This is a genomic window from Bdellovibrio sp. HCB290, assembly GCF_047305925.1.
Lineage (GTDB): Bacteria > Bdellovibrionota > Bdellovibrionia > Bdellovibrionales > Bdellovibrionaceae > Bdellovibrio.
This window is the reverse complement of record NZ_CP178620.1, coordinates 1379342-1392108: the sequence shown is the minus strand read 5'-3', so window position 1 is coordinate 1392108 and position 12767 is coordinate 1379342. Positions and strand designations below refer to the sequence as shown.

The 12767-nt window shown below is 46.4% G+C and carries 12 protein-coding genes; 8 read left to right on the top strand and 4 right to left on the bottom strand.

Translation table 11 applies throughout. The annotated features are described in order from the left end of the window. The 7 genes from ACLVWU_RS06870 to ACLVWU_RS06840 all read left to right on the top strand — a co-directional run bounded on the left by ACLVWU_RS06870 (position 1) and on the right by ACLVWU_RS06840 (position 8721). Positions 1-249, top strand: coding sequence for a hypothetical protein (locus ACLVWU_RS06870; protein ID WP_413578248.1), 249 nt, complete (start codon positions 1-3; stop codon positions 247-249). Positions 250-276: 27 nt separating this feature from the next. Next, positions 277-1731, top strand: coding sequence for an AgmX/PglI C-terminal domain-containing protein (locus ACLVWU_RS06865; RefSeq protein ID WP_413578247.1), 1455 nt, complete (start codon positions 277-279; stop codon positions 1729-1731). Positions 1732-1745: 14 nt separating this feature from the next. Next, positions 1746-2504: an outer membrane beta-barrel domain-containing protein gene (locus ACLVWU_RS06860; RefSeq protein ID WP_413578246.1), complete on the top strand. Its 759-nt coding sequence runs from the start codon at positions 1746-1748 to the stop codon at positions 2502-2504. 36 nt (positions 2505-2540) lie between these two features. Further along, positions 2541-4643 (top strand): tetratricopeptide repeat protein, encoded by a 2103-nt coding sequence (locus tag ACLVWU_RS06855; RefSeq protein ID WP_413578245.1) that lies wholly within the window; start codon positions 2541-2543, stop codon positions 4641-4643. A gap of 29 nt (positions 4644-4672) precedes the next feature. Continuing rightward, the gene (locus ACLVWU_RS06850; protein ID WP_413578244.1) at positions 4673-5320 is read left to right on the top strand and encodes a hypothetical protein; all 648 of its coding nucleotides are present in this window, start codon (positions 4673-4675) and stop codon (positions 5318-5320) included. Positions 5321-5501: 181 nt separating this feature from the next. Then, positions 5502-7160, top strand: coding sequence for a methyl-accepting chemotaxis protein (locus tag ACLVWU_RS06845; protein WP_413578243.1), 1659 nt, complete (start codon positions 5502-5504; stop codon positions 7158-7160). A gap of 88 nt (positions 7161-7248) precedes the next feature. Then, the gene (locus ACLVWU_RS06840) at positions 7249-8721 is read left to right on the top strand and encodes a methyl-accepting chemotaxis protein (RefSeq protein ID WP_413578242.1); all 1473 of its coding nucleotides are present in this window, start codon (positions 7249-7251) and stop codon (positions 8719-8721) included. On the opposite strand, the gene murJ is transcribed toward ACLVWU_RS06840, so the two are convergent. After that, complete coding sequence (gene murJ, locus ACLVWU_RS06835) at positions 8718-10304, bottom strand: murein biosynthesis integral membrane protein MurJ (protein ID WP_413578241.1); 1587 nt, start codon at positions 10302-10304, stop codon at positions 8718-8720. The genes ACLVWU_RS06840 and murJ overlap by 4 nt on opposite strands. 57 nt (positions 10305-10361) lie before the next feature. Here murJ and rpsT point away from each other — a divergent pair, with 57 nt between their 5' ends. Then, positions 10362-10622 carry a 30S ribosomal protein S20 gene (rpsT, locus tag ACLVWU_RS06830; protein ID WP_413578240.1) on the top strand — a complete coding sequence of 87 codons (261 nt, stop codon included), beginning with the start codon at positions 10362-10364 and terminating at the stop codon, positions 10620-10622. Between the two features lie 80 nt (positions 10623-10702). Here rpsT and ACLVWU_RS06825 read toward each other — a convergent pair whose 3' ends face one another. The 3 genes from ACLVWU_RS06825 to ACLVWU_RS06815 form a co-directional block, all read right to left on the bottom strand. Continuing rightward, positions 10703-11089, bottom strand: coding sequence for a PilZ domain-containing protein (locus tag ACLVWU_RS06825; RefSeq protein ID WP_413578239.1), 387 nt, complete (start codon positions 11087-11089; stop codon positions 10703-10705). 69 nt (positions 11090-11158) lie between these two features. Then, positions 11159-12160, bottom strand: a complete 1002-nt coding sequence (gene holA, locus ACLVWU_RS06820) for a DNA polymerase III subunit delta (protein ID WP_413578238.1) — start codon at positions 12158-12160, stop codon at positions 11159-11161. A gap of 9 nt (positions 12161-12169) precedes the next feature. Then, positions 12170-12706 carry an LptE family protein gene (locus tag ACLVWU_RS06815; protein ID WP_413578237.1) on the bottom strand — a complete coding sequence of 179 codons (537 nt, stop codon included), beginning with the start codon at positions 12704-12706 and terminating at the stop codon, positions 12170-12172. Positions 12707-12767 lie beyond the last annotated feature (61 nt).

Here is a 12767-nt window from a genome sequence, read left to right as displayed (position 1 = left end):
GTGAAAGCTTTCATCCAATTGATGACTGTTTTTCTTCTCTTGGGGTCAGCGACTGCCTTTGCCAAGCAAAAGACAGTCCGTAAAGTCCAAGAAGTCAATTTCGGTGATATGAACCTCAAGGGTACCGTACGCAACCCTGACGGCGCTTATCTTGTGCAAAAGAGAGGCATCAAGTTTATGCCTTTGTATGATGTACAAAAAGATATGGATGGCCGCATCAGGGAATCAGCTCTGTACTTGAACAACTAAGATTAGTTTTTATTTGAGGGGTTTAATATGCTCACGTTGATTGTACGTCAGTCCTTAAAAAACGGGACTGCAAAAACTTGGAAATTGCGACCAACAAGCGCAACACAAACGTTTGGCTCTTCCCGCCTTGCGGATGTGATTTCAATTTCACCAACAACAAAAGGTATTCAAGGCGTATTTGAATATCGTGACGGTCAATGGTTCTATGTGGACATGGACATGGCTACCTCCAGCGGATTGACTCAATCCCCGGCCATGGCATTAAGTAAAGACTCCAAAGTCACACTTGCTGATTGCACACTTACTTTTGAACCACAAAGCAGAGAAACAAATCTGTATGCCCGTCTTGAAAAAACCGGCAGCGATGAATCTGTGGGTAAAAAGTTTCAACTTTTCCTGGTTAAACAAAACGGCCGCGTATTACAGACTAAAATCCAACCTGTAAACAAAGCGTTCAAACCAGACTTCGCCAGCACGAAAGTGGCTTGCGTTCCAACTAAGGAATGGCACCGCCAAATCGTGGGTGACATCGAAGTCTCTCAAAGAACGCTTTCAATGGAAGACGCAGCAGCCATGGGACGCTTCAATACATCAAACATGATGGATGAAGACTCAAAAAAAGGCGTGATTCTGATGCTGGGAGCAGCCGCCCTGTTTGTAACAGCGGCGCTATTTGGACCAAAGGGTGGCGAAATCGTTGCCCAGGTCGAGCCTCCTAAGATTGCACAGAAGATCCTGGTTAAAACTGAACTTAAACCTAAGCGTAAAAAAGCCGAAGCAGCTAAACAGCAGCAAGTGGCGCAGGCCGCACCAGCAGCAGCTCCGAAACAGCAGGCAGCAGCTTCTGGTGGCGGAGGCAAACTTGCCAACATGATGAAATCGATCTCTGACGGTCGTATTTCAAAATTGATTGGTAAAGTTTCAGCGCAAGGTGCGAAAAGCTCCAACGTGATGTTTGCCCAAGGTGTGAAAGCCGGCTCCGGTCCTTCCGGTCGTGGCTTGGCAGCTGTCGGCAACATCGAACGCTCCGGTCGTGACTGGGGTGCTGCAGGTAACGGTGCAGGAGTTATGATTTCCACGAATGGTAAAGGTGGCGGTAAAAACGCTTCCGGCATGGGTGGACTTGCTCAAGGTGGCACTGGCAATGCCGGTGTTGGTTTGATCGAAGAGGAATCTGAAATTACGGGTGGTTTGGACCGTGAGATTATCGCCCAGTATATCAAATCCCAACTGGGTCAGATCCTTTACTGTTACGAACGTCAACTGAGTGCGAATCCGGATTTGTTCGGTAAAGTCGCTGTGAAATTCACGATCGGTGGTACTGGTCAGGTTGAACAGCAGCTTATTGGCGATACAACTCTGAAGAATTCAACAGTTGAAGGCTGTATTTTGAATCGTGTAGCCGCATGGAAGTTCCCTGCCCCACAAGGCGGAACGCGCGTGCTAGTTACATATCCATTTTTGTTTAAAAGTACCAACTAGGACGGGAGACCGAGATGTTTAAAAAATCACTACTAATTTTCTTCTTGATGACAGCGCAAGCGTTTGCACAAACTGCGACAACTGCTCCGGCGGCAAAAACTCCAACGGACACTCGTGGCAGTGACAAGCTTGATATCAAGAAATTGGAAAACAAATACTGGGCCGCTAAGGACGAAGACTTCGGCGTGGTTCAAAACCGTCGTTATGTTAAAGCAGAGCGCTTTTATCTGACGGCTCGTGCTGGTATTCCATTCAATGACTCCTATAGTGAAGGTACAGTTTATGGTGCCGACTTTGGTTACTTCTTTAATGAGCGATGGGGTGTAGAGCTTTCTTATAACAAAGCAAACCTTTCTGATAACGATTCTACAGCACAATTTATCTCACGTTTTTCAACTGTACCGGATCACAACGTACTTGATTCTTCTTACTTTGCTTCAGCAATCTGGGTACCGTTCTATGCCAAGATGTCTGCTTTGGATAAAGCAATCATCTATTTTGACATGGGCTTCTCGGTGGGTCTGGGTAATGTAAACTACAATATCATCAAAGAAGAAGGCAACGAACTGAAGTCAGGAATCGGTTATAAACTAGGTGTCTTCCAGCAGATCTTCTTCTCTGAACACTTCGCTTTGCGTGCTGACTTGATCAACACTTGGACGAACGAAACTCAAATGACTTACGATTCCAATCCAAGTTACAGCCCACGTAACATGGGTGATAAAATGGTGAACGATACCTCGCTGATGCTTGGTATCACTTATTGGCATTAATTTTACGTTATTGTCTCCAAGGCCGGGGGGTCTTTTATGAATAAGCCAATGAAAGCAATGTTTGTGCTGCCACTACTGTGCAGCACAGCTTTAGCACAAGAGCTGCCAAACAAGGCGCTGAATGTAAAATCCCAGGGGGCACCTGCAGCTGCAAACCTGCGTGTGAAATCAAGCCTCGTTCCCACTTTTGAGATTTATCAAAAGAAAGTGGTAAAGGGAAAAACTGAAGTCTTTAAGGTCAAAGCGATTCCGGAACTGAACATCGGTTCTGAGCGTACTGTGGAAGCAATTCCATTGACGCCACTTCGCCTGCCCGCTTCGCAACAACTGGTTGTTAAAGACGTCAAAAAGGCCCCTGCCATCAATCCGATGACAGTAAAGATTCCTCCTTATACGGCGGTGGTGAATCCTCCAAAAGTGGTCACTTCTCCAGACGCCTTTAACAAAATCCCTGACGTCAAAATGCTGGCGACTGTGAAAGATCCCACAACTGTGGAACCACAGACGACATTGATGAAAATGGATGATATGAAGCCTAATGATTATAAGCTTCTTCAGGCTTTGATCTTTTTGGAAATCCAGCAAAAATACGAAATGGCCATGGGGCTATTCTCGGAACTAATGGACGATAAAGAGCACCGCTTGGAAGCTCTTTACAACTACGCCATGACTTCCAAAGGCCTGGGTCTGAACACTGAGTTCAGAACTTATATGATCAAAGTTTCCCAGGAATCAAAAAACAAAGAATGGCAGGAAAGAGCCACTAAATCCCTGGTCGAAGGCATCACTGCCCTTGAACAATCTGACATTGCTTTGATTGACCCTTTGGTTGCAAAGTACGAACTTGATGTCACAAAAAATGCTGACTATCAAATTACTCGTGCTAAGTACTATTCATCTATTGGTAACCTGGGAATGATGGAAGATGCATTGATGCTGATCGATGAGAAGTCTCCAAAATATCCTGAAGCTTTGCTTCTTTCAGGTTTATTCAACTATCGTCAAAACAAAGTTGACGAAGCGACTGTGAACCTGGAAGCGCTTCTTAAAGCAACTGATGGCGACAAGAAATCACAAATCAGAAACGTGGGTGCCATCACTATGGCCCGCATCCAGTTCCAAAAAAGCATGTACAAAGAGGCGTTCCAGTCCTACCTAAAAGTGGACAGATCCAGCCCGCTTTGGTTGCAAGCGATGACTGAAAGCGCATGGACCCAGATTCTGTCTGAGGACTACGAAGGTGCTGCAGGTAATATGTTCTCCCTTCACACGGACTTTTTTAAAAACGCCTTCAATCCGGAATCATTTGTGGTTCGTACGGTGGGTTACCTGAATCTTTGCCAATACGGTGACGGCGTTCAGGTTCTTGAAGAGATGCGTGGAAAGTACGGTCCTTGGAAAGGCAAACTGGAGGCTTACAACAAGTCTCACAAGAAATCCATTGAGTACTATGACACTGTGAAAAACTGGGCAAAGAACTCTGACTTGAAAGAAGTCGACGGTTTGCCACGTGCGTTCATCGTGGAACTTGCCCGTCACCCTGGCTTTATGAGCATTCAAAAACAAATCAACAACTATGAAGATGAGATCACGAAATTCAACAAGATCTCTTTCACATTGATCAAAATGGAAAAAGAGTTCCTGACTAAAAAAGCTGATGCCAGCAAAGACGTCGCTGCTGCAAAGGCCAAAGGCAGAGATACTCAGGATGCAGAGAAAAAGTTATTGAGCTACCAAATTCAATACCACATCGCGAACAAAGCGCGCACTTCGATCAAAAATCTGCGCACGCAAGGTATCGCCCGTATTGAAAAGGAAAAAGACGGTCTTCGTAATGACGCCGGCAAAGCCCTTCAAGGTAACTTCAAAAACATGGTTACAAACCTCAACCGCGTACTTGATCAGAATGACGTTCTTCAATACGAATTGTATTCTGGCGCTGGTGAACACATCCGCTATCAAATGGCTGGGGGCGACGTTAACGACAAGGAACGCCCTGAATTAAAAGTAGCTAAAGAAAAAAGCTTGAACTGGAAATTCAAGGGTGAAATCTGGGAAGACGAAGTGGGTCACTACCGCTCTTCATTGAAAAACGTATGCCCGCAGGACAATAGCGTTGCTGGCATGAATGAGCACTAAGAAGAAATAATAAGGAAAAGGATTTGCATATGAAAAATTCAATTAAACTGACAACAATGACTGTACTTATCACCTTCTCCACTGCTGCATTTGCTCAGAACACGGCGAAGGAAGGCTTGGAGCGCATTAAATCAAACCTTAATAACTCCAAGTCGAACCTGACTGAGTACCAAAAGAATCTTAAAACTGTTGAAGGCAACTTGAGTGAAGTGGCAAAAGCCAAGTCTTCTGTGGAAAGCCAGCAAAAAGAAGTGGCTGCACAGGCTGAGGAAAACACCAAGTCCATTCAAAAGCTGGGTAAACAGGAAGCTGAACTTCAGGGTTTAATCACAGATGAGAAAAACAAAACAACGGCTGAGAACCAAAAAATTGCCGAACTGGAAGCTATGATCGCCAAGATCAAAGAAAACCAGAAGAAACGCGAAAACAACATCCAGGACTATCAACACCAAATGTCACAATTGGGTGAAGAAAAGAAAATTTGGAACTCGCGCCGCGACACTTTAAAAGAACAGTATGACCAGGTAAATAAAAAAATCCGCGACTTGGCTTCTGAAGAAAAAGAGTGGAAAGGCAAACAACAAGGTTACAAAGGCGAAGTCAATCGCTGGCAAAAAGAAGTGGAGCGCCAACAAAAAATCAGCGACTCCTACAATTCTTTGGCTGAAGTAAAGTAACCACAATCACACCTTAAGTCCTAATAAGAGATCAGGTCCCCCGGCCTGATCTCTTTGTTTATCTTGCCCCCCTAAGAAACTGGACTTCAAGAAATCTTGAAAGCGTCCGAAGAGAATCTCAATCAGGCACCTTCCGCTATTTAAAATCAAAATCAAATATTTCATTCAAAGGATAGCTGAAATGAATCAGAGCTCTCTTTCGTCTTGGTTCCGTGGGATCAAGGGAAAATTATTGTTTGCCGCGTGTCTGCCGATGGTTGGATTCGCAATTATTTACTTTATCGCAAGTTCGAGCCTTTCGAGCCTGAATGTCTTCCTTGATACTTCAAATTTAAATGTCATTCCCAATTTGATGTCCGTAAGCGAAATGCGCCAGGCGAGAAATAAGTTTGGCTATCAATTGTTTGCGGCAATGAGCATGGACACAGCCGAGAAACGCGCGGAACGCGTAAAAATCGCCCGTGAAGGTATTGCTGAATTCAAGGCTGGGATCGAAGGGTACAAAGCGGCCCCGTCTGATCCCAAACTAGCTGAGACAGACAAGAAGGCCTATGATGGATTGGATGAGTATCTTAAACTCATGGAGCATGCAGCGCAATTGGTTGAATCCGGCAATCCCGATAACTACAAAAAGGTAGAAGAACTATTGGATGGACGCCTTTGGGAACTTGGTTCCATCATGTCAAAAATGACTGGAGCAGCCACTCAACAATACGCGGCGATCTCGAAAGAAAATACAGCAACAGCTGACGAAACAATTGCCCGTGCATCCAACATTATGGTGATGACGACGGCAGCTTCGTGTTTGGCGATATTCTCGATCCTGCTTTTCATCGCTGTCCGTTTATCAAAATCCGTTGGCAGTGTTGCCAATCGTCTATCTGATTCGAGCGCTCAGGTAGCTTCTGCGGTAGAACAATTGAACGAAGCCGGTAACAGCCTGTCCCAATCTTCGACCGAAGCGGCTGCATCGCTTGAAGAGACCGTTGCCGCCCTTGAAGAGTTGACTTCAATGGTCCAAATGAACTCTGATAATGCGAAACAAGCGGCGAGTCTTTCTGCATCATCGCGTAACTCTGCCGAAGCTGGTGAATCTGACATTAAAAACCTGATCACCGCTATGAACGAAATTTCTCAGTCATCCAAGAAAATTGAGGAGATCATCTCGGTTATTGACGATATCGCGTTCCAAACCAATCTTTTGGCTTTGAATGCAGCGGTCGAAGCAGCACGCGCAGGCGAACAAGGTAAAGGCTTCGCAGTTGTTGCAGAAGCGGTTCGCGCACTAGCCCAAAGAAGTGCCTCCTCTGCCAAAGATATCTCCTCCTTGATCAAAGATTCCGTATCGCAAATCGATAACGGCAGCAAGATTGCAGATCAAAGTGGAACTGTCTTGGCAAACATTGTAAGTTCGATCAAGAAGGTTTCGGATCTTAATAATGAAATTGCCGCGGCAAGCTCTGAACAAACAACGGGCATTCAGCAAATCAGCAAAGCCATGAATCAACTGGATCAGTCTTCACAATCAAACGCTGCATCAGCCGAGGAAATCGCAGCAACAAGTGGCGAGATCAACAATCTTGCAACGACAACCCAGTCCTTGACTGTTGAATTGACACAAGTGATTTATGGAACTTCTGATATTGCCCCAATGCAAGTTCCGGAATCAGGAAAAAGTAAAATGACTGGAGCAAAATCTGCAGCAGCCCCGAAGGTTCTGCAGTTCAAAAAAGCTCCAGCCAAAGCTCCAACCAAGACTGCCAAAGCCGACTCATCCGAAGAAGTGATCCCATTTGACGACGATGGCGATCGCAAAGTTGGAACTACAAACGGTTTCTAAAATTATATAGACAATCAGAGGCGGGACTCCCCGCCTCAAATTTACAAAAGCACTGGAACCTTTTCGTTATCAAAAAAAAAGGCTTCATATGAAATCTCAAGTTCTTTCGGGATGGTTCAAAGGAATAAAGGGACGTCTACTTTTTACTGCAGTGGTTCCGGTTATCGGATTTTCGATTCTCTTTGGTGTTTCAATCGCAACGGTCAATCGCTACAATTCAATGCTTCAGACATACGCGGATTCCATCGTACCCAATCTGAATTCTATCGGCGAAATGCGCCAATCCAGAAACAAGTTCAGCTATCAGCTCATTTCCGCCATCCTCGCCGAGCAACCTGCCGACAGAAAAAAGAAACTCGACTCTGCCGTTGAGGGTATGAACGAATTCACACAATACTACAAGGAGTACACCCTCGCTCCATTCCTGCCCGGCGAAAGCGAACTGCATGAACCTGCCAGAGTTATCATGCCGGAGTTTGAAAAGCTAATGATCACCATGATTGAAAAAGTCAAATCCGAGGATCCAGCTCAGATGCAGGAAGCACGATCTCTGTTGTATGGTCGATATTCAGAATTGGGCTCTATCGTTCGCAAGTTCAACCGCGATGTTGCGGTACTGTACGACAAAACCTCGAAAGAACAGGAAAAGGCATCGGATGAGCTTCAGAGTGAAGCCAAAACGACGCTGATCACAACTGCAGCCGTATCCATCGTTACAATTTTTGGACTCCTGTGCTTAATCGCCGCCAGAATGTCAAACTCAGTAGCGTCGATTGCCGCGCGGCTTTCTTCATCCAGCTCCAGCGTCGCTTCTTCTGTCGAACAGTTAAGCGAAGCCAGCAACAATCTTTCGCAGTCATCCACTGAAGCCGCTGCATCTCTGGAAGAAACTGTCGCCGCCCTAGAAGAACTGACTTCGATGGTACAAATGAATTCTGATAATGCGAAACAGGCCGCCGGTCTTTCAGCATCTTCCCGTCAGGCCGCGGAAACTGGTGAAAATGACATCAAAAATCTGATCACAGCGATGAACGAGATCTCCCAATCCTCCAGGAAGATTGAAGAAATTATTTCGGTGATCGACGATATCGCATTTCAAACCAATTTGCTGGCTCTGAACGCTGCTGTCGAGGCCGCTCGTGCCGGAGAACAAGGAAAAGGCTTTGCTGTCGTCGCAGAGGCCGTGCGGTCACTGGCGCAACGAAGTGCCACTTCAGCAAAAGACATCTCCTCTTTGATCAAAGACTCCGTTTCTCAAATAGAAAAAGGCAGCGAAATTGCTGATGAAAGTGGCGCTGTCTTGGCAAACATCGTCAGCTCCATTAAAAAGGTTGCTGACTTGAACAACGAAATCGCGACTGCCAGCTCTGAACAGACGACGGGAATTCAACAAATCAGCAAAGCTATGAATCAGTTGGATCAGTCCTCGCAATCGAATGCCGCTTCCTCTGAAGAGATCGCAGCCACCGGTGGCGAAATCAATGGACTGGCACAGACTGCACAGAATCTAACAGTCGAACTTAATAATCTTGTTTTGGGTGTAGATAAGTCCACGGCTTAGAATTTGGTTTTCTTTTTTCGCTTTAGATAATCGAGCAGGAATCCAGCCTGCTCGATTTTAAGTTTCATGGCTGCAAATGCATAGACCAGCACACAAGTTCCAATTACAAGCGCCAACAAAAGAGCTTTAACCAGACTGGATCCAGCTAAAATCACCCAGCTCCCCATCATGGTTGCCGCAATTGCCATCAAACTGCCCGCTAGCAGGATCTTAAAAAACTCATTAGCCATGAGCCTGAAATTCAGACTGATCGCATAGCGCCCCATCAATAGGATCACAAGTCCCAACTGCAGCACAGAAGCCACCAAACCAGAAAGCACCAACCCCTGCAAACCCAACGCCTGAATCCACAGAGGCGCCATCACAACATGCAAGATTAATCCCAACAACGAAGACCCAGCCGGAATCCAGGTGTTTTTAACCGCGTAATACGAGGGAATCAGCACTCTGACAGAAGAAACCATTAAAAGACTTCCGGCATAAACTTTCAAGACAGCAGTGGTCGCAACCACATCTGCCAAAGAGAAATGCCCACGATAGAACAATACCTCCACAATGGGTTGTGCCAGAAAATACAAACCCACCGCCGCCGGCCAGGCTAAAAATAAATTCATCAAAAAATGCTCTTGCAGAACGGACTGAAACTGCGCGCGATTGTTCTGCTGAGCCAACTGACTTAACGTCGGCAGCAAGGCGGCTCCGATGCTGACTGCAACAAGGGAAAGCGGCAATTCCAGCAAGCGGTCGGCCCAATAAACATAAGAGATTGCGCCCTCCCCCAACCCGCTTGCAAAATGAAGATTCACCAGCGTCGCCAGCTGCAGAAGGCCCGCCCCTAATAGCCCTGGCAGCATGTTTTTAAGAACTTGCCGAATATCGGGGCTCCAAATTTTCATCGTCAGCCGTGGCAGATAGTTGCGCTCGCGAAGCACCCACCATAGAAGTGCCGACTGTAGGACTCCACCGATCAACACTCCCCACGCCAGTCCATCACCCATTTGCGGAAACCAGAAGGTCGGCATAAATGTGAAAACCAGCATCGAAATGTTTAGTAAGGCCGGCGCTACCGCGGGCAAGGCAAAACTTCCCAGGGCATTCAGGATCGCCATGAAATAGGCATAGGAACAAACGAAGAACACGAAACCAAACATGATCCGCGCCATACGGACCGTCAGATTCCATTTTTCCAAATCCATCACGTAGCTGTCTGCAAGCAAGAGCTTTAGGAGCGTTTCCATGCTGCCCAAGCCCCACAAAGTAAAAACCCCCAGGACAATCAATAACAATGTGTAAACGGCGTTTAGGAGGTTTCGTGCGCGGACTCCTGATATATCCAGAGCCTGAGCTTCAATAAAAACCGGAATGAAACTCACAGAAAGGGCGCCTTCTCCAAATAGACGGCGGAAAAGATTGGGCAAACGGAACGCCGCCGACCATGCATCAGTTATGGTCCGATCAAAGAGCGCCGCCAGCGCCATATCGCGGAATAGGCCTAAAACGCGGCTCGTTAGGGTCCCGCCGGCCATAAAAAAGGCTCTTTTGAAGACCTTTTTGCGTTCTTCTTTTAATCCGCTTGCCTCCACAGACACCCTATGTTAATCCCTTTGGTTCGTTTATAAAGATTAAGTGGAGGCTATACCTTGGCAAATCATAAGTCAGCAGCAAAAAGAGCTCGTCAATCTATCCGTAAAACAGCAGTAAACAATGCTCGCAAAAGCACTGTAAAAACAGCTGAAAAAAAACTTGTTAAAGCTATCGAAGCTAAAGACGTGAAAGCTCTTCCTGAGTTGTTGAAAAACTTCACTTCTCAAGTAATGAAAGCTGCTAAAACTGGCGTTATCAAAAAAGAAACTGCATCTCGCAAAATCAGCCGCTTGGCTGTTCGCGCAACTGCAAAGTAATCTGACTTAAGCTCTGATGAATCAGAGCCATGTCTGATAAAAAATAGGGTGACCCTTGGTCGCCCTATTTTTGTTTGTACTTACGCTGCTGAGACTTGATGACGAGCGGATACGAACGCGCGGATCTGTCTTTTGGTGGCAAAGTTGATATTGCTGAAGCTAAGACCATGGGTGACCCGCGAGTCACCCTGTTTTTTTTGAGTGGAGCGAACCACTCCCCGAAGAAATACGAAATCCCCCTGAGGGATCTGGAAACTGACAACGACTTCGTCGCCATCATTCAGCAGGTAATCCGAAATAATCGACATCCCACCCTCGCCGACCTCTCCTGAATCCACCACAAAGTAGGAGCCATCACAAAGGACGCCCACCTTGCGCTTCATCACACGACGTGGATATTGGCGCCTGAAAGGCTGTCCTTTATCGTCCACGGCTGGAATGTTGATCTTTTGGAAATCGCTGCTCATAGCAGACTTATCGGTTTTTTGACGCCGCTTCCGCAGTCTAGAAGGACTGTCTCAAGATGAGACAAGCAATTAAGCAGTGCAGGTTTTAAGAACCATGTTTTCCAACCAGATGTGGCTGGACAGAGGAGAAGACTTAAGAGCTTTGTCGGTCTCGGAAAGAACAACCATGGTTTGCTCCAACTTTTTAGCAGTCCACAAGCGAGCTTGCTCGACATAGTTTTCAAGGAAGTACGGAGGCACCTGTGCATAATGAGCAAGCTTTGCTCCATGCAGGCCCTCTTCCATGCCTTTTTTAACCGCCAACAAGATACGAATATGACGAGCCACCAAAGAGATGATCCCGATTTCGTTTTGACCTTGATCCAAAAGGTGCACCAGATATTCCAATGCTCTCACGCGATCATTTAGCCCCACGGCCTTAGTGAAATCAAAAACGCTTTCTTCCTTGGAGCGGGATACGACCTGAGCCACGTCATGCACCTCGATGCGACGAGCGCCTTCAACGTACTCCCCTAGTTTTTTCAACTCAGCTTCAATTTCCGTCAGATGGTGCCCCACAAGTTTGTGCAACAAGTGAATCGCATCGTTGGAAATTTTCAGACCCAAAGTTTCAGCAATATAGTTGATCCAGGATGGAACCTGATTTTCGTAAGGCTTTTTGAATTCCACGCAGTCGGCTTTATCAAGCAACTGGCGGATTTGTTTTTTGCGCTTATCCACGCGCGAAGCCAGGATCACGAAGCAGGTGCTATCCACCGGCTCTTCGATCAAGGGTTCAAGCTGAGCCCATTCCTTGTCAGACAATTCTTGGGCTTCTTTTAAGATTACCAAACGACGAGGCGCCATCATCGGTAGAGTTTCAACAGCATCGCGAACCTGAACAATGTCGGCGTCGCTGGCGTAAAACAGGCTGTAATTGAAATCAATCGCGCCCTCGGTCAGGACTGCGAATTTGAACCGCTCAACACTTTGATTCAACAAATAAGGCTCTTCCCCGAAAAGGAAGTACATGGGAGCCAGGTTGCCCTTCTCCAAGTCCTTATAAAATTTCTGTGAATCAATTAATGCCATCGTTCAATCTTAAAAATTTTCAGTAATACGATCGTGTGCCTCAAGCATTAAATCGTTAGCCATGAGGTCAATGTTTTGCCGTCTAGCCGAGAGATTGTAAAGAGGATCCACCGAGTTTACGCCAGCAAGCGTTACCTGAGGTGCTGCATAAGTACGCTCCCCGGCAAAGCTTCCTCCCCACAACTCGGTACCATCAGCTTGTCTGACAACTTTGACAGTTACTGTCAGAAGAATACGATACTCTGACGCAATTACTGATCCATCTGGCAAATAAGATGATGACTCGCCGGAAACACGTTTTGCCCCCGGCAAATACTGAACGTTATCGATCTGCCCGATCACAGCCACTTCGGAAAGTGAATTATCCACTACACGGGCCACGCGAGAGCGTTGAAATTCGTGGATCAAACTGTTGGTGAAAGCCACTTCGATCCCAGGCTCTTGAGTTTTATTTTTAAATACCGGGACAGAGATCTGTTTGTATCCACCGGGAATCGTGCGACTTGCAACGCCCAATTGGTACGCACAGCCAGTCAGAAACTGCATGCAAAACAGAGTGAGAATCAGTATGCCCCGAGAGGCTTTAAGTATTGCGTCCACGGACCCA

Bases quoted from the DNA above. Each gene is read 5' to 3' on its own strand.
- ACLVWU_RS06840 (WP_413578242.1), top strand. From the start codon at position 7,249: ATGAAATCTCAAGTTCTTTCGGGATGGTTCAAAGGAATAAAGGGACGT.
- ACLVWU_RS06815 (WP_413578237.1), bottom strand. From the start codon at position 12,706: ATGCAGTTTCTGACTGGCTGTGCGTACCAATTGGGCGTTGCAAGTCGC.
- ACLVWU_RS06850 (WP_413578244.1), top strand. From the start codon at position 4,673: ATGAAAAATTCAATTAAACTGACAACAATGACTGTACTTATCACCTTC.
- ACLVWU_RS06860 (WP_413578246.1), top strand. From the start codon at position 1,746: ATGTTTAAAAAATCACTACTAATTTTCTTCTTGATGACAGCGCAAGCG.
- ACLVWU_RS06845 (WP_413578243.1), top strand. From the start codon at position 5,502: ATGAATCAGAGCTCTCTTTCGTCTTGGTTCCGTGGGATCAAGGGAAAA.
- ACLVWU_RS06825 (WP_413578239.1), bottom strand. From the start codon at position 11,089: ATGAGCAGCGATTTCCAAAAGATCAACATTCCAGCCGTGGACGATAAA.
- ACLVWU_RS06855 (WP_413578245.1), top strand. From the start codon at position 2,541: ATGAATAAGCCAATGAAAGCAATGTTTGTGCTGCCACTACTGTGCAGC.
- holA (WP_413578238.1), bottom strand. From the start codon at position 12,160: ATGGCATTAATTGATTCACAGAAATTTTATAAGGACTTGGAGAAGGGC.
- ACLVWU_RS06865 (WP_413578247.1), top strand. From the start codon at position 277: ATGCTCACGTTGATTGTACGTCAGTCCTTAAAAAACGGGACTGCAAAA.